Consider the following 21014-nt stretch of genomic DNA (forward strand, 5'->3'; position numbering starts at 1 on the left):
TGACACGGCCCCGCCCCGATACCTAGGCTTCTCGAAGGGGGATGACTGATGGACGGTGGGGAACAGCGGCCGGCCCATGCCGTGGACCAGCGGATCGCTCTCACTCGCAGGTGGGACGAGCTCGTCGAGGAAGTCCGGCAGTTGGGCCGCGCCCGGCAGGTGCCGTATCTGGCGGACTTCCTCCGCCCGCCGACCGCCGCCTCGTTGACCGTCGCCGCCCGCGAGGGGGCCGTGGCGGTCCTCAACCTCAGCGAGGACCGGAGCGACGCCCTCCTGCTCGTGGACGACAGCGTCCGCTCCCTGCCGCTGCCGCTGGTGACACCGGACGAGGTCACCTCCCGTGCCACCGCTTACCTGGACTGCCTGAAGGCCTTGGAGACGGCGGGCTGGAACCTTCAGCGCGCGATGGTGCCGTTCACCCGGGGTGATCGGAAACGAAGGGTGTTCGCGAGGATCGCGAGGGCACGACGGTCCCTGTCCGACGCCCGCGACAAGGCCGAGCGCGAACTCGCCGGTCTCACGGCCTGGCTCTGGGACGCGATCGCGCGGCCCGTCCTGGACGACTTGGGGCACTGCGGCCCCGCCGCCCCCGGCGACCCCCTTCCCCGCCTGTGGTGGTGCCCCACCGGGCTGCTCGCCCTGCTGCCGCTGCACGCGGCCGGTCGCCACTCCGAGGAGGAGGGGGAGGAGTACCGGACCGTCCTGGACCGGGTGGTGTCCTCCTACACCCCGACGGTGCGGGCGCTGATCTCGGCCCGTGGCCGCCCCCGGCCTCCGGACGCCGCCGGCCGCGCGGACTCCCCGGACATGCTCTTCGTCGCGCCGGAACCCGAAGGTCTGCCGCGGCTGCCCGCCCACGAGGCCGACCAGGAGTCCCTGCGCAGCGCGTTCGGCCACCGCCTGACGTCGCTACGAGGCGAAGAAGCCACCGTAGAGGCGGTGCTGGCGGCTCTGGGCCGGCATCCTCGGGCGCATTTCAGCAGTCACGCGGCTCAGCGGCTCGACAGCCCCGGACATGGAGGGATCGCGCTGCGGGACGGACTTCTGACCGTCCACGACCTGGTCAAGGAACGCTTCACCGGGGAGTTCGCCTTCCTGTCCGCCTGCCAGACCGCGGTGGGGGGCGTCCAACTGGCCGACGAGGCGATCACTCTGGCCGCGGCCCTGCACTTCGCCGGATTCCGTCATGTCATCGGCACGCTCTGGTCCGTGCAGGACAGCGCCGCGTCCGTCATCACCCGGGACTTCTACACAGCGGGTGCCCCGGGGGACCGCGCCGCCGAACCCGGCGCCGGGGAAACCTCCGGGCCCGGGTTCGATCCCGCGGACGCGGCGCAGCGCCTCCACCGGGCCGTACGGGAGATGCGTGAACGGGACCGGGCCCTGGCACGACAGCGGCAGGAACGCCGCGGCGGTACCCAGAGCGATCACCTCCGACTGACGACCTGGGTTCCCTTCATCCACATCGGCCCCTGAACCCCTCGTCCCGTCCCGTCCGGAAGGAACCGCATGCCGACCCCGACAAGTCACCAGCCCGTTACCTACCAGGAGATCACCGAACCGTTCTACGCCACCGAGGTGGCACAGAACCACACCCTGGAAGAGGCCTACGGCGACGACTACGTACTGATCTGCACGTGCCCGCGCTGCGGCGCCGCCCTCGACGTCGAACTCTTCGACCCCGTCTACAGGGCGGCCGCCGCCGGCGCCCCGCCGAACACGGCGGGCGGACACGCACTTCCGGTGAGCTGCGTGTGCGCGGGCGAGCACGTCGGCCGTCCCGAGGGCCGTAGCGGTTGCGGAGCCTACTGGCCTCTGGAGTTGTCGTGAACGTGCCGCCCCGCGTCACCGCACCGGCCGGCCAGGCGGGCCCGCGCGACCTGCTGGCCGCGCAGGAGCGCCACCGGCTGGCCCGGGAGGCGCTGCCCAGGATCCGGGCGGCGGCCACCGGCTGGCGCAACGCCGCCGGCGTCCTGATGGCCGGGCTCGTCGGCTTCGGCCTGGTGAAGGGCCGCACCGACGTGGGGCAGTTGGAGCAGACCTGGGGAACCGTCGTCGGGGTACTGCTGCTGGCGGCCCTGGTCTGCGGAGCGGGGGGCGCCTACCTCCTGAACCGGGCGGCGCACGGCCCGCTCGGGTCCGTCCCGGCAGGTGGTCGCGCCACCCGGTCGGCGATCGAACACCGGGAGACCGTGAAGGCTCTGAGCGCCGTGCGCCGGGGCATCGCGCTCAGCCTCGGCTGCGCGGTTCTCCTCGTCGCCGCGGTCGGCGCGACCTGGTACGGCCCCGCGGCCAAGGAGCCCGCTCTGGAGGTCACCTCCCCCGGCACGAGCAGCGTCTGCGGGTCGGTGACCCGCGTCGCCCGGGGCACGATCTGGCTGAAGAGCGGGAAGACGACCGTGGAGATCCCGCTCGCCGAAGTCACCCGGCTGCGTACGGTCGAGGCCTGCCCGTGAACCGTCCGCGCATGTTCGACCTGGCGCTGATCAGAAGGCGCTTCGAGGTGTCCTTCCGTTTCGCCCGGGTGTGGCTTCCGGCCGTGGGCCGCACGGTGCGCGCGATCGAGGCCGGCGACCCGGAGCAGGTGCGGGAACTGGCACAGCTTCTGTCCGTCCTGCGCGCCACGCCCTCCGTGCCCACCTGGATGCGGGACCTGATGCGCCGCGTGGAGATGGAGGCGCGCGTGTCGCTCTCCGCGCTGGCGCGGGAGCCCGAGCAGCTCGACCGGGCCGTCGCCATGGGCGAGGCGGCTCTCGCGGCCCCGCGCACCTCGTGGGAGGCGGAGGCCCTGGACCGGATCGCGCTGGCCGAGGCCCTGAGCAACCGATTCGAACAGCGCGCCGAGCCGCAGGACGTCGACGCGACGATCGACCACCTCCGGGCCGCGAGCGAACTGTGCGACAGGCGGGAGAGCGCCGATCGGCCTCGTCTCTCCTTACGGGAAGGACTGCGCCGCTGGAACCGGCGGTTCCCGCCCCGCAAACTCGCCTACGACACCGTCCAGTGGCCGCCCATGGACGAGTTCATGCGTTCCCAGCTCCTGTGCAGGCTCGCCGTCGCGTACCACACCCGTTTCCAGGCGCTGTCGGCCGTCGCGGACCTGCAGCGCGCGGTGATCGCCATCGAGCAGGCGGAGGCCCTCAGCCGCACCCTCATGTGGGCCGTTTCCACGAACTCGTCGGGATACGGAAAACACCGCGGTGTCGTGCTTTCCCAACTGGCGGCGGTACTGGTCATCCGCTACGAGAACTTCCGCGACCCCCAGGACATCGTGCGGGCGCACTGGTATCTGAAGGACGCGGACCGGCTCATGCCGCGCCGTGACGAGGAGAGTGCGGGACTGGCCCGCAATCGCGTACACGCCCTGGTGCTCCAGGCCGAGGCGCTGTCCCGGCCGGGCGACCTCGACAAGGCGGAGGCTGTCCTGCGCCGCCGTCAACCCCGCGACCCTGGTTGGCTGCCCCAGGTCCAGATCGCCCTGGTGCGCTCCGAGCTGTCCGGGACGGCCGAGGGACTCGACACGGCGGTACACCTGGTGGAGTCACTGCTGGCCGGCGCCGACCCGACGGAAGCGCCCGACCTGCTGAGATGGCTGGGGGTGCTGCTCTGGCAGTGGGCCGAGGTCGAAGAGGCCCACCCGACCCGGCCGGACGTGGACGCGGCGTCGCCGTCCTCGTCGGCGACCGGGCTCTGGCGCCGCTCGGCCGATGCCTGGCGGCGCCTGGCCGTGCTGGAGTCCGCCCCCGCCTGGCGCCGCCTGGCCGCCGCCTCGTTGTGGACGCAGTTCGGCCGGCACTCCGGCGCCGGACCGGCGGAGCGGGCCGAGTCCAGCTCCCTGGCCGTCCGGCTGCTGCCGACGACCGCCTGGCGCGGTCTTGACCGCCCCGACCAGGAGATGCTCCTGACGGCCGGTGGCGGAGGTCTCGCGACGACGGCTGCCGCCGCCCAGCTCGACGCGGAGCGACCGGAACATGCCCTCGAACTGCTGGAGCTGGGACGTGGTGTGCTGTGGTCGCAGAAGCTCGACGCCGACACCGACCTGCACGTGCTGCGCGAGCACTCCGAGGAACTGGCCGCCCGGCTGACGAGCACGCGGCTGCTCCTTGAGCGGACCACGTCCCCCCTGCCGCACGTGGCCGACGGCGCCGCGACGGGGTTCCCGGTCGCCCGGGCACCCGCCCCGGCAGGCGGCGCACCGTCGAAGGACGCGGCCCGTCGACCCTGACGGCCTCCCGGGCCGGATCGGAGGCTGCCTCAAGCCCGGCGGCGGGCCCGCTCAGGTCAGCAGGCGCTCCCAGCCGGCGCTCAGCTCGTCGACCATCTGCTCGGGCGTGAGCTTCCAGTCGGCGCCGCCCCAGTGCTGGGAGACGTAATCGAGTTCGGCCATCGCCAGGACGCCCCGGAAGCGGCGCTGGTGGGGCTCGAAGCGCCCCGCCGATGTCAGCCCGTCCTCGACGTCGCTGATGGCCTCCTCCATCCACCGCTCGACGAGGTCGGCGAGGTCGGGATCGACCGCCGCCGCGTCCCGGCCGACGCGGATGATCGGCCGCACGGCCGGCCAGTTGTCGACGGTCCGCTGGATCCAGGCTCTGATCGCCTCCGGGGTCCCCGCGGTGACGGTGGCGACGAGGTCCAGTGCGGTGGAGCCGTGCTCGGGCGAACGGACGCGCTGGAGAGCGTCGTTGAGCCGTTCGTCGATGAGCGCCTTCATCAGGTCGCTGCGGGAGGGGAAGTAGGCGTAGAAGGTCACGCGCGTGGTGCCCGCGGCGGTCGCGATGTCGTCGACCGTGGTGGCGGCGTACCCCTTCGTCGTGAAGAGTTCGACCCCCGCGTCGAGCAGCAGACGGCGGGTCATCTGCTTCTGTGCCTCACGAAGGTTCGCCATGCGGGGATTTTATCGCGTCCACGCATGGCACCCGTACGGACCGTCTTCCCTCTTCACACCGTGTACAGCGCGTACAGCCCGTACCGGTGACCGACCCCGGGGACCCGGTGCCGGGCCCCCGGGGCGCTCACGGCAGCAGATCGACCCCCAGCCGCTCCCGGAGTTCCGCGAGGGAGACGCCGTACGTCTCCAGGACCCGTACCCCGTCGGGACCGGGTTCGAAGACGCCGTGGTCGGTGTAGACGCGGTGGACGCAGCGGGCTCCGGTGAGCGGGTAGGTGCAGGCGGGGACGAGCTTGGCCGTGCCGTCCCGGGCGAACAGCTTCATCATCACCAGGACCTGGCGGGCACCGACCGCGAGATCCATCGCACCGCCGACGGCGGGGATGGCGTCCGGGTCGCCGGTGTGCCAGTTGGCCAGGTCGCCCTGGTGGGAGACCTGGAAGGCGCCGAGCACGCAGACGTCCAGGTGGCCTCCGCGCATCATGGCGAAGGAGTCCGCGTGGTGGAAGTACGCCGCCCCGGGCAGCTCGGTGACCGGGACCTTCCCCGCGTTGGTGAGGTCGGGGTCGACTTCGTCGCCGATGGCGGCCTGGCCCATGCCGAGCATGCCGTTCTCGGTGTGCAGCACGATTCCCGCCTCCGGCGGGAGGTGCTCGGCGATCCGGGTCGGCTGTCCGATGCCGAGGTTGACGTAGGACCCGGCGGGGATGTCGCGGGCGATGCGGGCCGCGAGTTCCTCGGTGGTGAGCGGGCCCCGGCCGGTGTTCTCCACCGGGGCGGTGGCGGGTGCGGTCGTCATCAGCGGGCTCCCTGCACGGTGAGTCGGCGGGCCTCGGCCCGTACCAGACGGTCGACGTAGATCCCCGGGGTGACCACGGCCTCCGGGTCGAGCTGCCCGGCGGGCACGATGTCGACGACCTGGGCGACGACCGTGGTGGCCGCGGTGGCCATGACAGGGCCGAAGTTCCTCGCGGTCTTGCGGTACACGAGGTTGCCCAGGGTGTCCGCGCGATAGGCGGAGATCAGGGCCACGTCACCCTTGATCGGGTACTCCAGGACGTGCGGGCGCCCGTCGATCTCCCGGGTCTCCTTGCCCTCCGCCAGCGGGGTGCCGGCGCCGACGGGGCTGTAGAAGGCGCCGATGCCCGCGCCGGCGGCCCGCATCCGTTCGGCGAGGGTGCCCTGCGGCACCACCTCCAGTTCCACCCGCCCGGCCCGGTACAGGTCGTCGAAGACGTAGGAGTCGCTCTGCCGGGGGAAGGAGCAGACCACCTTGCGCACCCGGCCCGCTTTCAGCAGTGCGGCCAGGCCCGCGTCGCCGTTGCCGGCGTTGTTGGAGACCACGGTCAGATCCCCGGCGCCCTGTCGGATGAGGGCGTCGATGAGGTCGAACGGCATGCCCGCCAGACCGAACCCGCCCACCAGGACGGTCGCCCCGTCCTCGATGCCGGCCACGGCCTCGTCGGTCGTGGCGGCCACGGTCGCGCTCATCGTTCCCCCGCTTCGTCGGTGACGTTCTCCAGGACCACGGCGAGGGCCTGGCCCACGCCGATGCAGATGGCCGCGACGCCCCAGCGTGCGCGGCGCTCGCGCAGCACCTTCGCCAGCGTGCCGAGCAGCCGTCCGCCCGAGGCGCCCAGCGGATGCCCGAGGGCGAGGGCACCGCCCCGGGTGTTGACCTTCTCCGGGTCGATGTCCCAGGCGTCCACGCAGGCGAGCGACTGCACCGCGAACGCCTCGTTCAGCTCGACCGCGCCGACGTCGTCCCAGCCGATACCGGCCCGGCGCAGCGCCTGTTCGGCCGCCTCCACCGGCGCGTAACCGAACATCTTCGGCTCCACGGCGTGCACGCCGCGGCCGGCGATGCGGGCGAGGGGAGCCAGCCCGATCCGGTCGGCCGCCGCCTCGGTTCCCAGCAGTACGGCGGAGGCGCCGTCGCTCAGCGGGGAGGCGTTGCCGGCGGTGATCGTCCCGTCCGGGCGGAAGGAGGGCTTCAGACCCGCCAGCGCCTCGGGCGAGGTGCCGGGGCGAATGCCCTCGTCGCGGGTGAGGCCGGCCGTGGGCACGACCAGGTCGTCGTAGAAGCTTTCGTCCCAGGCGCGGGCGGCGAGCCGGTGGGAGCGCACCGCGAAGGCGTCCTGCCGTTCCCGGGTGATCGAGAACCTGTCCGCGAGGAGTTCGTTGCTCTCGCCCAGCGAGAGGGTCCATTCCTTCGGCATCGCGGGGTTGACGAGCCGCCAGCCGAGGGTGGTGGAGACGGCCGTGACGTTCCCGGCGGGAAACGCCTTCTCCGGTTTGGGCATGACCCAGGGGGCCCGGGTCATCGACTCCACTCCTCCGGCGACGACGATGTCGGCGTCGCCGGATTCCAGGGTGCGGGAGGCGATGATCGCCGCGTCCAGGCTGGATCCGCACAGCCGGTTCACGGTGGTCGCGGGCACGCTCACCGGCAGTCCGGCCAGCAGGACCGCCATCCGGCCGACGTTGCGGTTGTCCTCACCGGCGCCGTTGGCGTTGCCCCACACCACGTCGCCGATGGCCGCGCGGTCCAGGCCGGGGGCCTTGTCCAGCAGGCCGTTCAGCGCGGTGGCGGCGAGATCGTCGGGGCGTACACGGGCCAGGGCTCCACCGAAGCGACCGAAGGGGGTGCGGGCGGCGGCGTACAGGTAGGAGTCGCTCACTTCGTCCCGCTCCCCGCCGCGGTGAGCGCCTCGTCCCGCGCGGCCGTGGCGACCACGGCGCGCGCCGAGGTCAGCGGTATCGGCTCGAACATGGGGGGCTCCTCGTCCGGGGTCAGCGCGGTGGGGCCGTACAGCCAGTCGGTGAAGGAGTAGTCGTGGGTGTCGCGGGCGCGCAGGATCGCGTTGCGCTGCTCGCGGGCGGCCCCGTCGAGGTGCCACAACTCGCCCCACGCGCGGGACGTGGTGGTCACGCGGCGGCAGTGCTCGGGGCGGACGGCCTCGTAGGCGGCGAGGGCGGCGGTCCAGTCGACCGTGCCGTCCTCGGCGCGGTTGCGGGCGACGTGCTCGCCGAGCACCCATCCGTCCTCGATCGCCATGATCGCGCCCTGCGCGATGTACTGGAGCGGTGGGTGCGCGGAGTCGCCGAGGAGGGTGATCCGGCCGTGGACCCAGTTCATGACAGGGCCGCGGTCGAACATCCGCCACCACTTGTCGCGCCACATGAACCCGAGGCCGTCCCTCACGAAGTCGCTGGTGGCGGCGAAGGCGGTGTCGAGTTCGTCGGGCGTGCCCCAGTCCTCCTGGCCTGCCAGTGCCCTGGGCGACTCGAAGACCGCGACCTGGTTGAGCAGTTCGCCGCCGCGCAGGCCGTAGTGGACGAAGTGGCAGCGGGGTCCCACGTGCACCACGACCTCGCCGAGATCGACGGACCGCGCCCGCGGCAGCTCGGCGGGGACGGTGCCCCGGTAGGCGACGTACGCGGAGGAGACGGGCTCGTCGTCGACGAGCAGTGCGCGGGCGACGGAGTGCAGGCCGTCGGCGGCGATCACGACGCCGGCCTCGTGGACTTCGCCGGACGCCAGGGTCACCCGGGCGCCCGCCGGGGTGTTCTCGTACGAGGTCACCTCGGCGTCGGTGATCAGCTCGACGCCGCCGCGCCGGCAGGCACGCAACAGCAGGCCGTGCAGGTCGCTGCGGTGGATGACCATGTACGGGTAGCCGTAGCGCTTCTCCAGGTCACGCAGGTCGAGCCGGGTCAGCTCGGTACCGTCGACGGCGTCGCGCATGATCATCGCCTCGGGGACGACGCCGAGGTTCTTGGCCTCGTCGAGGAGGCCGTAGTCCTCGAGGATGCGGGTGCAGTTGGGGGCGAGCTGGATGCCGGCGCCGACCTCGCCGAACTCGGCGGCGCGTTCCAGCAGGCGGACGTCGAGCCCCTGGCGGGTCAGCGAGAACGCCGCGCCGAGGCCGCCGATGCCGCCGCCGACGATGATGACATCCGGGTGGGACATGGGGTGCTCCTCAGAGCCAGGGGCCGAGCGCGGGGGCGTCGGCGAGCGAGTGGGGGCGGCCGGCCAGCCAGGCGGTGACCTCGGGCAGGGGCCCGGCGGGGAGCGTGGCCAGTGCGCGCTTGTCGCGGATCTCGTCGGCCAGGGCGGTCAGGAATCCGTCCGGGAGACCGGTGAACGAGACGCCCGTACCGAAGTCGACGGCGTGCACGCAGGTCTCGCGGGACCGCATCCAGGGCAGCTCGGTGGCGGGGACGGTACGTCCCTGGACGGTGACGACCTCGTGGCTCCACTGCTCCTCGGTGAGGGCGTCGAGACTCTCGCCGAGCTTGTGGGCGGAGTCGGCGAGCCAGGAGCGGAGTTCGCCGGCGGAGAGAGCCGGACCCTTGGCGATGCCGGCGGCGCGCTCCTCGGGGGTGGCGTACATGGGTGTCTCGACGCCGGTGGCGGCCCAGTGCACCAGGTTGCCCAGCGCGTCGGCGTTCGCGGCGACGTGCGCGGCGAGGTGCTTGCGGGTCCAGCCGGGCAGCGCGCTGTCGGCCGAGAAACCGGCCTCGTCCAGGTCCGCGACGGCGTCGAGCACCAGACGTGTACCCGTCCGGGCCCAGGCGCGGGCGTCGGCGAGGGTCCGGGTGCCGGCCGTCATGCCCCGACCACCTTGTTGACGCAGGCGCCCAGGCCGGCGATCTCGGTGACCACGGTCTGGCCGGGGAGCAGGAACACCTTGGGGTCGCGGGCGTTGCCGACGCCGGCCGGGGTGCCGGTGGCGATGATGTCGCCGGGGTTCAGGGTGATGACGGTGGAGATGTACCGCACCAGGTGGACCGGGTCGAACAGCAGCGTTCCGGTGTCGTCCCGCTGCATGACCTGCCCGTCGACGAGCGTCCTGACCTCCAGCGCGGGGCGGACGCCGCCGACCTCGTCGGGGGTGACGACGTACGGGCCGACGGGGGTGGTGGCCTCCCAGATCTTGCCCTGGGTCCACTCGATGGTGCGGAACTGCCAGTCGCGCAGCGAGATGTCGTTCATGACGGTGAAGCCGGCGATGGCGTCCGCGGCCTGCTGTTCGTCGGCGCGGCGCACCCGCGTACCGATCACGACGGCCAGTTCGACCTCCCAGTCGAAGGCCTCGGTCTCGGCCGGCTTCACGATGTCGTCGCCCGCGCCGATCAGGGTCTCGGCGAACTTCGGGAACAGAGTCGGGTGGCTCGGCAGCTCCCGCCCCATCTCCTTGATGTGGTTGGTGTAGTTGTGGCCGACGCAGACGACCTTGGAGGGGCGGGGCACGACCGGCGCGAAGTCCGCGTCGGCGACCGGGTGCGCCGGGCCGGTGGCGGTGGCCGCCTTCGACCGCCAGTCGGGCTCGGCGAACAGTTCGCCGAGGTCGGCGTATCCGAGTTCGACGAGCGATTCACCGTCGAGGCGGACCGCCCGGGTGCCGTCGGCCGTGCGCAGGGTGGCGAGCTTCATGGTCAGTGGTCCTTCTCGGTGCGGTGGAGGCCGGCTTGGGTGCGTTGGAGCCCGAGCGCCTCGAAAACGGGCGCGTCGGAGAAACGGAACAGGTCGAGGGCGCCCTCGTCGGAGTCGGTGGTACCGGCTTCCGAGCGGACGGAGAGCGGTTCCCATGACGGGACGACGAACAGGTCGCCGCGGGCCACCCGCCACGACTTCTCCCCGACGCTCACCACGCCGGAGCCGTCGAACACCTGGTAGACCGACGAGCCGGTCTCGCGTACCGGCGCGGTCTCGGCACCCCGGACGATCCGGTGGAACTCGGCGCGCAGCGTCGGCAGGACGTCGGAGCCGTCGTGCGGGTTGGAGTAGCGCACCGCGGCGTGACCGGGTTCGACGGTGCCGCCGAAGCCCTCCTTCTCGAGGAGCAGTTGGTCACGCAGGGCGGCGTTGGTGTACTCCCACTTGTAGGACAGCAGCGGGCTGCCGGGCGTGACCGGGGCGGCCGACAGCGGGCGCAGGCCGGGGTGGCCCCACAGGCGTTCGGAGCGCGACCGCTCGGGGGTGATCCGTTCGTCGTCGGAGATCCCGTCGCGGCCGAACTCGAAGAACTGCGCCTCGGTGACGTACTGGAACGGGATGTCCAGGCCGTCGATCCAGGCCATCGGCCGGGAGGTGGCGTTGTGGTGGGCGTGCCAGTTCCAGCCCGCCTGCGGGAGGAAGTCGCCGCGGTTCATCGGTACCGGGTCGCCGCCGACGACCGTCCACACGCCCGAGCCCTCGACGACGAAGCGGAAGGCGTGCTGGGTGTGGCGGTGCTCGGGGGCGTCCTCGCCGGGCATGAGGTACTGGATGGCCGCCCACAGGGTCGGGGTGGCGAAGGGCCTGCCCCCGAGGGAGGGATTGGCCAGCGCGATGGCCCGGCGCTCGCCGCCGCGGCCGACCGGCACCAGGCCGCCGGCCCGGTCCGCCAGCTCCCGCAGCCGCTCCCAGCGCCACAGGTGCGGCACGGCGCGTGAGCGGGGGTGGGCCGGCATCAGGTCGCCGATCTCGGTCCACAGCGGTACGAGCAGTTCCTGCTCGAAACCCCGGTACAGCTCTTCGAGCGCCGGGGTGACGTCGGGCTGTCCCGCTGCGGAGACAGCCTGTAGCCGGACCGGGGACTCCGTGGCGGTGGCGTGGGTGAGGGAGGAGTGCGTCACGGGGTCAGCGTGCGCCGCGTCCGGGGAGAGGACATGTAGATTCTGGAGAGCAGAATTGGAGCGCCGGACCATGGACAAACCGCTCAAGACACCGCCCCCGTACCCGATCGCCAGCGTCGACCACGCGTTGCGGGCGGCGACCGTCCTGCAGATGGAGGGCGGCGCGACGGTGTCGCAGATCGCCGAGCGGCTGGGCGTCGCGAGGTCGACGGCCCACCGGATTCTGGCGATGCTCGTGTACCGGGACTTCGCCGTGCAGGGCGACGACCGGGTCTACCGGGCGGGGCCCGTGCTGGAACTCGCCGCGCACTCCCAGTCCCTCGTGTCGAAGCTGCGGGCGGCGGCCCTGCCCCATCTGCACCGGGTCGTGGACGCACTGGACGAGACGACGAACCTGATCGTGCGCGCCGGGGACACGGCCAGGTTCATCGCCAGCGTCGAGTGCCGTCAGGCGCTGCGCGTCGGATCGCGGGAGGGCATGGTCTTCCCGGTCCACCGCACGACGGCGGGGCTCCTGCTGCTCGCGGGCCTCACCCCGGAGGAGCTGGAAGGGGTCTACGCCCCCGAGCGGTACCGCGACCGTCCGGCCGACCGTCCGGATCTCGCCCGACTGCGGGCCGAGCTGAAGCGGGTGCGCCGCAACGGATTCGCCGTCAACAAGGAGCGGTCCGAACGCGGTCTCGTCGCCATCGGCGTACCCGTACGGGGCCGGGACGGCTCCGCACTGGCCGGACTCTCGGTGTCGATGCCCAGCGTCCGTTACGACCCGCACCGCCTCCAGGCCCTGGTCAACGCCCTGGACGCCACGGCACACGCACTGGAGAGGGACCTGTCCGAGCAACCCTGAGCCCATGATCTGACATAGCGATCACGTGTCATACGCGTTATCCGAAAACTTTAAAACGCGCACACATCATTGACGTGGCGTAAAGCGAATGAAATTCTCCCGGCATCACGCCCGGCTCCCTCGTCGTGCGCCTTCCCCCCACCGCGCACGCGGAGCCGAGCCCCTTCCTCTCACGGCTCCCCCTTCGGGATGCCCGCTTTCCCCAGCCAGGGAGAACAGCAATGACGCTCAACAACGGGACGACGACGTCCCACGGCCCAACCGCGGGGGCCGCCCGGACGCCGGGCTACGCGGGAACACTGGCTGCCGCCTGCGCCACCGTCTTCGTGGCGCAGGTCGCGAACGCGCTGCCGGCCTCGCTCAACGGCCTCTTCCAGGAGGACCTGCACACGCACGGTTCGCAACTCACCTGGATCACGGCCGCCTTCATGGTCGTCGTGGTCTGCTTCGAGTTCACCTTCGGTGTGCTCGGCGACCTGTTCGGGCGGCGCAGGCTGGTCGCGACAGGCACCGCCCTGCTCGCGGCGGGCAGCACGGTGGCCGCGCTCGCACCCACCGTGCAGGTGCTGTGGATCGGCGCCGCCCTGAACGGCCTGGGCGCCGGGGCCATGTTCCCCGGCTCCCTCACCTCGATCACCGCCGTCACCCGCAGCGCACGGGAACGGACTCACGCGGTGGCGCTCTGGAGCGGGTTCCTCTCCGCCGGCGCCGCCGTCTCACCGCTGCTCGGCGGCATGTTCGCCAGGATCGGCTCCTGGCGCGGCTCCTTCTGGGTGCTCGTCGGGCTCGCCCTGGTCAGCATGGTGCTCACGCTGCTGCTGTCCGCGGAGTCGAAAGCACCCGAGGGCCGTACGTTCGACGTGGCCGGGCAGATCACCTTCGCCCTCGGCCTCGTCCTGATCCTGTACGGAGCCGTCGAGGGGCCCGAGTCGGGCTGGACCACCCTTCCCGTCATGTTCGCCTTCGTCATCGGCGCCTGCTTCCTGGCCGCGTTCGTCGTGGTGGAGCTGGGAGCCGAGTCCCCGATCTTCGACCTGAAACTCTTCCGCGACCGGGCGTTCACCGTCTCGTCCGTCGTGGCGGTCATCGGCATGCTCGCCTTCCTCGGCGCCTGCTTCGCGACGAGCATGTGGCTGGGCCCCGTACAGCACCAGGACCCGATCCGGGTGGCGGTCCCCTTCCTGTTGCTCCAAGGGCCCGCTTTCCTGCTCATCCCGGTCGTCTCGCGGCTCCTGCACCGCGTCGCCCCCTCGTGGCTCCTCACGACCGGATGCGCCCTGATGGCGATCGGCTGCCTGCTGTGCAGCCGGCTCGACATCACCGACCCGGGCCTCGGCGCGTTCGTCGCGCCCGCCCTGCTGATCGGCGTCGGCTTCGCCCTGACGGTCAGTTCGGTGACCGCCGTGGCGCTGAACAGCGTGCCCCTGAAACTGGCAGGCATGGCCAGCGCCACCACCAACATGCTGCGCGACCTCGGATTCGCCCTCGGGCCAGTCGTCGTCGGCGCGGTCGCCCTCAGCCACGCGGGGTCGGTGTTCGGGTCGGGCCTGTCCGGCGCGGGCCTGTCGGCCGGACAACTGGCTGCGGCCCGGGAGGTCTTCGGGGCGGGCGGGCCCATCGCCGTGAACAGCCTGCCGCCCGACGCCCCGGGAGCCGCGGCCCACGCCCTGGCCCTGGACGCCCTGGGCAGCGGCTTCGGCACCGCGTTCCTGGTGTGCGGGGTGGCGGCGGCCGCGGCGGCGGTCCTCACCGCCTTCGGCATGATCGGGACCCACTCCCGCCCTTCCGTCGAGGGCGAGGCGTCCGCCTCCCCGGGCCTGCCCCCCGTACGCGACGGCGAGCCGGAACCGGCAGCCACGGCATAGGCGGCGAGCCGCCGGACACACGTCCGTTTCCCCGAAGGGGAGTTGAAGACTCCGCGAACCACCGGGCCGAGCCTGCGGGCCCGGCCCGGTGATTCGGCGCCCGGCGGGTCGGCCCGGCGGATCAGCCCGGTGGTTCGGCGCCCGGCGGATCAGCCCGGTGGTTCGGCGCCCGACGGATCAGCCCGACGGATCAATCCTGCGGATCGGCCGGTGTCGCCGATCGCGCGACGGATGAGGTCGGCGACCGCCTCGGGTTCGGAGACCGTGGCCGCGTGCGAGCCGCCACGGCGACGACCGGGTTGCCCGCCGACGTGAGCCCTGCCAGGGCCGCCGCCCCGCCGACGCGAGTCCTGCCGGGGCGGCCCCACCGGCGTGACGACCGGACTACGCGTCGCGCCACGCATCGGTGACGCAGCCCTCCTCGAAGTGCCACCACCCGTCCCGCACGCCCTGGACGAGCAGCGCCTTGATCCCACCGAGGTCCGCGTCGGCCGGCACGTTGAAGGCGACCAGGGGGAACTCCTCGCTGAAGACCTCACCGCCCAGGCCGAACGGCGACAGCCGCTCGTGCACGGCGCGAGCGCTCCGTCCCAGGGGGCCGGACGGAACGGACAGGACCCGGACGGTGCAGTTGCCCGACGCCTCCACCCGTTCCTTCGACCAGTGGAGACCGTCGGCGTCCGTCACGAACCGCACGGTCTCCCCCTCGGCCACCCCGTTCTGCAGGAAGGGAACGTTCTCGACCCGGGCGGTGTCGGTGCTCAGCCGCGTTGCCCACAGCCCTTCCGTGTCGTGGGGAAGCCAGCCGTCGCGTGGCACGAAACGGAACCACACCTTGATGCGGTCGCTGTCGGCGGCGCCGGGCTCGGACGGGGTCGTTGAGGTCACGGTCCTGATGATCGCTCACCGGCCCTCGCGGACCGCGCGCGGATCAGTACGCCAGGGGCGCCCTCAGGCCCCGGCCCGGCGTGCCACCTCGCTCTCGCGCCCGGCCCACCCGGTCACCGCCGCGCCGCCTTCCGCGTCCATGCCCACGTCCACACCCACGGGCGGGTAGAAGCGGCGGGCCCAGCGGCGGAACGGGCCGATCGGGCCGTCGCCGTGGGCGAGTCTCGGGGGCTGGAGGTACTGCTTGTGGTTCCAGATCGGGAAGTCCGCGGCGGTGAACTCGCAGCTGGACCGGAACACCGCCCGGTCCAGCAGCCGGGCGGCGGTCCGGCTCACCGTGCGGGCGAGCGGGGCGGGCAGCCGGGACGGTTCGGTGAAGGCGATGCGGTTGCGCTGCCGGAACTGCATCCGGTGCGGTCCGACGGCGGTCGGCAGCACCATGGTGCACATCCGCAGCCCGAGCCGGGGCGTGTACACGTCGGCGTGGAGGCAGCCGAGGCCGTACCCGTCCACCTCGATCCCCACGACGAAGTCGCCGAGGAGCGGGGCCGACTCGTGGGCCCGCATGGAGACGTGGAACCCGGCATCCTCGTACACGACCGGCCCGCCCATCTCCGCGCGCCGCCAGCCGTGCAAGGTGGCGAAGTGGCCGAGGTCCACGGAGTTCTCGATGACCTCCTGGACGTTCCCGCCGAGCTCCCACGCCGCCTCGCGGGCCGGGCGGTGGCCGATCTCGTGCCACGGCGGAACGAACCAGTCGGGTTCCCGGCCGTCGTGGTGGCGCCAGACGAAGACGGCCCCGTTGACCTCGTGCACGGGCAGCCGCGTCAGCGGCGACCTCGGGGGCGGGGTGTCGTACCCCGTACGTACGCAGCTGCCGTCGGGCCCGAAGGCGAACTGGTGGAAGGGACAGACGAGTTCGTCGCCGTCGACGCGCGCGAGCCCGAGGTGGGCGCCGAGGTGGGGGCAGTACGGCCGGATGGCGCGTAACGCTCCCGACCGCAACCGGTACAGCACCACGTCCTCCCCGGCGAGTGGCCGGGTCAGTACGGTGCCGGGCTTCAGCTCGGAGGCGAAGGCGAGTGCGGACCAGCCGCTCGGGTAGGGCAGGGCGGGCGTGCCCGCGAGGTCGGCAGGGGTCGGTCCTTCGGTGATGGCGCGGGTGAACGGACGGGGCAGTCCCACGAATTACCCTCTCGGGCCGAGGATCAGCGGTCGCCAGAAGGCTGCCCGCCCCGCCCCGGAATCCGCGCAGCACCCCGACGGCCACCCGAACGTGGTACATACATGCAGATAGTGACACCGGGCGGCTTGCTGCCGGGGCGGGCGTCGGGCCCACCGGGCCTGGAGCGCCGGGCCCGGTGGGGCACCGGCGCTCCTCTCCCTACGACCCCAGGATCGTGGTCAGGAACTCCCCCGTCCAAGCCAGCAGTTCACGCCCCACGACCGGCTTGCCGCCGATGCGGCCGGCGGTCGGGCGCGGGACCAGGATCTGGTGGGTGGCGGCCTTGATGACGGTCTTCGGGTGGAGGCGCTTGAGGCGCAGCTCCTGCGACTCGCGCAGTTCCACCGGGGCGAAGCGGATGTTGGAGCCCTGGAGGACGATCTCGCCGACTCCGCAGGCGCGGGCCAGCATGCGCAGGCCGGCCACCAGGAGGAGGTTCTCGACGGGTTCGGGAAGCTTGCCGTAGCGGTCGGTGAGTTCCTCGCGGACCGCGCGGATGTCCTCCTCGGAGTTGGCGGAGGCGATGGCGCGGTACGCCTGGAGGCGGAGCCGCTCGCCGGGGGCGTAGTCGTGCGGGACGTGGGCGTCGACCGGGAGCTCGATCTTGACCTCCAGCGGCGCCTCCTCCTCGACCGTGCCGTCCATCTGGGCGCGGTAGTCGGCGACGGCTTCGCCGACCATGCGGATGTAGAGGTCGAAGCCGACGCCCGCGATGTGGCCGGACTGTTCGCCGCCGAGGAGGTTGCCCGCACCGCGGATCTCCAGGTCCTTCATGGCGACGTACATGCCGGCGCCCATCTCGGTGTGCTGGGCGATGGTGGCCAGGCGCTCGTGGGCGGTCTCGGTGAGCGGCTTCTCCGGCGGGTAGAGGAAGTAGGCGTACCCGCGGTCGCGGCCTCGGCCCACCCGGCCGCGCAGCTGGTGGAGTTGGGAGAGGCCGAAGTTGTCGCCGCGCTCGACGATGAGGGTGTTGGCGTTGGAGATGTCGATGCCGGATTCGACGATGGTGGTGGAGACGAGGACGTCGAATCTCTTCTCCCAGAAGTCCACCACGACCTGCTCCAGGGCCTGTTCGGACATCTGGCCGTGCGCCGTGGCGATCCGGGCCTCGGGGACGATCTCGCGGAGCCGGGCGGCGGCACGGTCGATGGACTCGACACGGTTGTGGATGTAGAACACCTGGCCCTCGCGCAGGAGTTCACGGCGCACGGCGGCGCCGATCTGCTTCTCCTCGTACGGACCGACGAAGGTCAGTACGGGGTGGCGCTCCTCGGGCGGGGTGGTGATGGTGGACATCTCGCGGATGCCGGTCACGGCCATTTCGAGGGTACGGGGGATGGGCGTGGCGGACATGGTGAGGACGTCGACGTTGGCGCGGAGCTTCTTGAGCTGCTCCTTGTGCTCGACGCCGAAGCGCTGCTCCTCGTCGACGATGACCAGGCCGAGGTCCTTGAACTTGGTCTCGGAGGAGAACAGCCGGTGGGTGCCGATGACCAGGTCGACGGCGCCGTCCTTCAGCCCGGCGAGGGTGGCCTTGGAGTCCGCCTCCGACTGGAAGCGGCTCAACGCCCGGACGTTGACGGGGAACTGCGAGTACCGCTCGGTGAAGGTGCCGTAGTGCTGCTGGACGAGGAGGGTCGTGGGGACGAGCACGGCGACCTGCTTGCCGTCCTGGACGGCCTTGAAGGCGGCGCGTACCGCGATCTCGGTCTTGCCGTAGCCGACGTCTCCGCAGATCAGGCGGTCCATCGGGACCGTCTTCTCCATGTCCTCCTTGACCTCGGCGATCGTGGAGAGCTGGTCGGGCGTCTCCGCGTACGGGAAGGCGTCCTCCAGTTCGCGCTGCCACGGGGTGTCGGGGGCGAAGGCGTGGCCGGGGGCGGCCATGCGGGCGCTGTAGAGCCTGATCAGGTCGCCGGCGATCTCCTTGACGGCCTTCTTGGCGCGCTGCTTGGTCTTCGTCCAGTCGGCGCCGCCGAGGCGGTGCAGGGTCGGCGCCTCGCCGCCCACGTACTTGGTGACCTGTTCCAGCTGGTCGGTCGGGATGTAGAGCCGGTCGCCGGGCTGGCCGCGCTTGGCGGCGGCGTACTCGACGAGCAGGTACTCGCGGGTCGCGTTCTGGACGGTGCGCTGGACCATCTCGATGTACCGGCCCACGCCGTGCTGCTCGTGGACGATGTAGTCGCCCGCCTCCAGCGTCAGCGGGTCGATGGTCTTGCGGCGGCGGGCCGGCATCCGGCCGAGTTCCTTGGTGGCGGTGCGCTGGCCGGTGAGGTCGGTCTCGGTGAGCACCGCGAGCTTCAACGCGGCGTCGATGAAACCGTGGTCGATGGCGCCGCAGGAGACGTGCACGACGGAGGGCGAGATCTCCGTCAGGTCGGCGTCGAGCCGGGCGGCGATGCCCTCTCCGCCGAGCACCTCGACGGTCCGCGAGGCGAGCCCCTGGCCCTCGGTGACGTAAACGGTGCGCCAGCCGTCGGCGATCCACCCCTTGGTGTCGGCGAGCGCGCGTGCGGTGTCGCCCCGGTACGCCTCCGGGGCGCGCATCCCGAGCTTGAGGGTGTCCTCGTCCAGCTCGTCGTCGGCGGCGAACGGGGAGGTGGACCACCACATCATGCCGAGCTCGCGGGCCCGGTCGCGGACGTCCGCGATGGACCGGAGGGAGGCGGCGTCCACGTCGATCGGGGCCTCGCCGCCGCCCGCCGTGGCCGCCCAGGACGCCTGGAGGAACTCCTGACTGGTGGCGACGAGGTCGGCGGCGCGGGTACGGACCCGCTCGGGGTCGCAGACCAGGGCCATCGCACCCTTCGGCAGCACGTCGAGCAGCAGCTCCATGTCGTCCACCAGCACCGGCGCCAGGGACTCCATGCCCTCGACCGCGATGCCCTCGGCGATCTTGCCCAGCAGTTCGCCCAGCTCCGGGTGGGCCTCGGCGAGTACGCGGGCGCGCTCGCGGACCTCGTCGGTGAGCAGCAGCTCGCGGCAGGGAGCGGCCCACAGCCCGTGTTCGGCGACCTCCAGGGAGCGCTGGTCGGCGACCTTGAAGTACCGGATCTCCTCGACGTCGTCGCCCCAGAACTCCACCCGCAGCGGGTGTTCCTCGGTCGGCGGGAAGACGTCCAGGATGCCGCCGCGCACCGCGAACTCGCCCCGCTTCTCGACGAGTTCGACCCGGGAGTAGGCGGCTGCGGCGAGCGCATGGACGACCTCGCCCAGGTCGGCGCTCTGCCCGCTGGTCAGCGAGACGGGTTCCAGGTCGCCGAGCCCCTTGACCTGCGGCTGGAGCACGGAGCGTACGGGCGCCACGACCACGCTCACCGGCCCGGTCTCCGGGTCGTCGGCGCGCGGGTGCACGAGGCGCCGCAGTACGGCGAGGCGGCGCCCCACGGTGTCGGAGCGGGGCGAGAGCCGCTCGTGCGGCAGGGTCTCCCAGGACGGGTACTCGGCGACGGAGTCCGCGGGCAGCAGGGTGCGCAGCGCGGCGGCCAGGTCCTCGGCCTCCCGTCCGGTGGCGGTGACCGCGAGGACCGTACGGCCGGTCCCCCGGGCCAGCGAGGCCACGGCGAAGGGGCGCGCGGCGGGCGGTCCCACCAGGTCGACGTGCATCCGGTGACCGTCGGTGGCGGCCTTCACCGCTTCGGAGAGCGCGGGATCGCGTGCGACGAGATCCAGCAGACCGTGCAGGCTCATGGAGGGCTTCCGTCCGGGGTGGCTTCGGGCTTCCCGGCAGCCGGCTGCTGCCAGGAGCTGCGCGCCGCGCCCGTGGGGCACAACGCGAAGGGCCCGACACGTGGAACGGGCCGGGGTCTCCACCCTACGACTCGGGACGGACAGTCGCGTCCGCGACGGGGTGCGGGCGGGCGCTCGGGGCGCTCCGCACGCCCCCGGGCGCCGCCGGGCGGCCCCGGGCGGCCCAGGCGGCAAGGACATGGCCGGAACCGGCCGTAGCGGGCGGTCCGGGGCGGCCGTAGGGTGCGCCGATGGTGTTCGGGGGGCTTCGTACGCGAGGAGCGACGCGATCCGCGCCGTACACCGGCTCGGCCGCGGTGTGCCTGCTGCTCGCGGTGGCCGTGCGCCCGAGCGGTCTGCTGATCCTCGTCCTCGGGCACGTGGTCCCCGGGTGGGCGGCGGGCGCGGCCCTGATCCTCGGGTCCGTCGTCCTGCGGCGTGCCGGTGAGGTCCGGCGCCCGCCGGAGCGCGACCGGGCAGGTCCGCGCCGTGCGGCGCTCGCGCGGTACCTGCGCGTCGCGCTGATGGTGCTGGGCGGCTGGATGTGCGTCCTCGGGGCGCTGCTCGACCTCACCGCGCACTACGAGGTCCTGCGGCCGGCCGGCCCGGACGGCTGCACCGCCGTGGTGCGGGAGGCGGCGTTCCTGTACGGCCACGACGGCGAGCTGTACACGGTGGGCCGGAGCGGCACGGCCTGGAAGCCCTCGGCCTCGTGGCACGCCGACAACGGCTACCGCGCGGCCCCGTACGAGCTGCGGTGGACCGGGGACGGGGGCACCCTCGTGGTCGGTGGCATCGACGCCGCTCCGGGCACGGACGGCCCGCTGCGCTTCGACTGCGGCTGACGGGGGCCCGTACGCACGCCTCCCCATGCCCGTACCCGAGTACGTTCCGGTCCCGTACACGCACCCGTACGCACGGCACCCCGCGACGCTCCAAGGAACTGTC

At 72.5% G+C, this 21014-nt stretch carries 18 protein-coding genes; 7 read left to right on the plus strand and 11 right to left on the minus strand.

The features are described 5' to 3' along the window. The first annotated feature begins 48 nt into the window (after window positions 1–48). Genes ACFWEP_RS03275 through ACFWEP_RS03290 form a run of 4 tightly spaced genes read left to right on the plus strand, consistent with a single transcriptional unit; the run spans window position 49 to window position 4225 of the window. The gene (locus ACFWEP_RS03275) at window positions 49–1476 is read left to right on the plus strand and encodes a CHAT domain-containing protein (protein WP_387364736.1); all 1428 of its coding nucleotides are present in this window, start codon (window positions 49–51) and stop codon (window positions 1474–1476) included. 33 nt (window positions 1477–1509) lie between these two features. Further along, window positions 1510–1830: a hypothetical protein gene (locus ACFWEP_RS03280; RefSeq protein WP_387364739.1), complete on the plus strand. Its 321-nt coding sequence runs from the start codon at window positions 1510–1512 to the stop codon at window positions 1828–1830. Beyond that, window positions 1827–2456, plus strand: a complete 630-nt coding sequence (locus ACFWEP_RS03285) for a hypothetical protein (protein ID WP_387364742.1) — start codon at window positions 1827–1829, stop codon at window positions 2454–2456. The genes ACFWEP_RS03280 and ACFWEP_RS03285 overlap by 4 nt, the downstream gene beginning before the upstream one ends. Window positions 2457–2467: 11 nt before the next feature. Next, complete coding sequence (locus tag ACFWEP_RS03290) at window positions 2468–4225, plus strand: hypothetical protein (RefSeq protein WP_387364745.1); 1758 nt, start codon at window positions 2468–2470, stop codon at window positions 4223–4225. Between the two features lie 51 nt (window positions 4226–4276). Here ACFWEP_RS03290 and ACFWEP_RS03295 read toward each other — a convergent pair whose 3' ends face one another. From ACFWEP_RS03295 to ACFWEP_RS03330, 8 genes are all read right to left on the minus strand, one after another. Then, entirely contained in the window at window positions 4277–4885 is a 609-nt protein-coding gene (locus tag ACFWEP_RS03295) for a TetR/AcrR family transcriptional regulator (protein ID WP_387364748.1), read from the minus strand. Window positions 4886–5012: 127 nt separating this feature from the next. Continuing rightward, window positions 5013–5687 carry a 3-oxoacid CoA-transferase subunit B gene (locus tag ACFWEP_RS03300; protein ID WP_387364751.1) on the minus strand — a complete coding sequence of 225 codons (675 nt, stop codon included), beginning with the start codon at window positions 5685–5687 and terminating at the stop codon, window positions 5013–5015. Then, entirely contained in the window at window positions 5687–6379 is a 693-nt protein-coding gene (locus tag ACFWEP_RS03305) for a 3-oxoacid CoA-transferase subunit A (protein WP_387364754.1), read from the minus strand. The genes ACFWEP_RS03300 and ACFWEP_RS03305 overlap by 1 nt, the downstream gene beginning before the upstream one ends. Further along, the gene (locus ACFWEP_RS03310) at window positions 6376–7569 is read right to left on the minus strand and encodes a thiolase family protein (protein WP_387364757.1); all 1194 of its coding nucleotides are present in this window, start codon (window positions 7567–7569) and stop codon (window positions 6376–6378) included. Before ACFWEP_RS03310 ends, ACFWEP_RS03305 begins: the two co-directional genes overlap by 4 nt. Further along, the gene (locus tag ACFWEP_RS03315; RefSeq protein ID WP_387364760.1) at window positions 7566–8861 is read right to left on the minus strand and encodes an FAD-dependent monooxygenase; all 1296 of its coding nucleotides are present in this window, start codon (window positions 8859–8861) and stop codon (window positions 7566–7568) included. Before ACFWEP_RS03315 ends, ACFWEP_RS03310 begins: the two co-directional genes overlap by 4 nt. 10 nt (window positions 8862–8871) lie before the next feature. Then, window positions 8872–9504, minus strand: a complete 633-nt coding sequence (locus ACFWEP_RS03320; protein WP_387364763.1) for a maleylpyruvate isomerase family mycothiol-dependent enzyme — start codon at window positions 9502–9504, stop codon at window positions 8872–8874. Next, a complete protein-coding gene (locus ACFWEP_RS03325) occupies window positions 9501–10328 on the minus strand; it encodes a fumarylacetoacetate hydrolase family protein (RefSeq protein WP_387364766.1) in 828 nt (275 codons plus the stop codon). Before ACFWEP_RS03325 ends, ACFWEP_RS03320 begins: the two co-directional genes overlap by 4 nt. A gap of 2 nt (window positions 10329–10330) precedes the next feature. Then, complete coding sequence (locus tag ACFWEP_RS03330; RefSeq protein ID WP_387364769.1) at window positions 10331–11512, minus strand: cupin domain-containing protein; 1182 nt, start codon at window positions 11510–11512, stop codon at window positions 10331–10333. Window positions 11513–11582: 70 nt separating this feature from the next. Between ACFWEP_RS03330 and ACFWEP_RS03335 the strand changes: the two genes are divergently transcribed. Both ACFWEP_RS03335 and ACFWEP_RS03340 read left to right on the plus strand, forming a co-directional pair. Continuing rightward, window positions 11583–12359, plus strand: a complete 777-nt coding sequence (locus ACFWEP_RS03335; protein ID WP_387364772.1) for an IclR family transcriptional regulator — start codon at window positions 11583–11585, stop codon at window positions 12357–12359. Window positions 12360–12580: 221 nt separating this feature from the next. Then, complete coding sequence (locus tag ACFWEP_RS03340; RefSeq protein WP_387364775.1) at window positions 12581–14224, plus strand: MFS transporter; 1644 nt, start codon at window positions 12581–12583, stop codon at window positions 14222–14224. 384 nt (window positions 14225–14608) lie between these two features. Here the strand turns inward: ACFWEP_RS03340 and ACFWEP_RS03345 are convergent, their stop codons facing one another. The 3 genes from ACFWEP_RS03345 to mfd form a co-directional block, all read right to left on the minus strand. Next, a complete protein-coding gene (locus ACFWEP_RS03345; RefSeq protein WP_387364778.1) occupies window positions 14609–15112 on the minus strand; it encodes a DUF4265 domain-containing protein in 504 nt (167 codons plus the stop codon). A gap of 63 nt (window positions 15113–15175) precedes the next feature. Continuing rightward, a complete protein-coding gene (locus ACFWEP_RS03350) occupies window positions 15176–16297 on the minus strand; it encodes a Rieske 2Fe-2S domain-containing protein (RefSeq protein WP_387364781.1) in 1122 nt (373 codons plus the stop codon). A 199-nt stretch (window positions 16298–16496) separates the two neighbouring features. After that, window positions 16497–20027, minus strand: coding sequence for a transcription-repair coupling factor (gene mfd, locus ACFWEP_RS03355; protein WP_387364784.1), 3531 nt, complete (start codon window positions 20025–20027; stop codon window positions 16497–16499). Window positions 20028–20317: 290 nt separating this feature from the next. Between mfd and ACFWEP_RS03360 the strand changes: the two genes are divergently transcribed. Continuing rightward, on the plus strand, window positions 20318–20911 hold the full coding sequence (locus ACFWEP_RS03360; RefSeq protein ID WP_387364787.1) for a hypothetical protein: 594 nt from the start codon (window positions 20318–20320) through the stop codon (window positions 20909–20911). The last annotated feature ends 103 nt before the right edge of the window (window positions 20912–21014 follow it).

The organism is Streptomyces sp. NPDC060198 (assembly GCF_042728415.1).
In the GTDB taxonomy this organism is placed as follows: Bacteria; Actinomycetota; Actinomycetes; order Streptomycetales; family Streptomycetaceae; genus Streptomyces.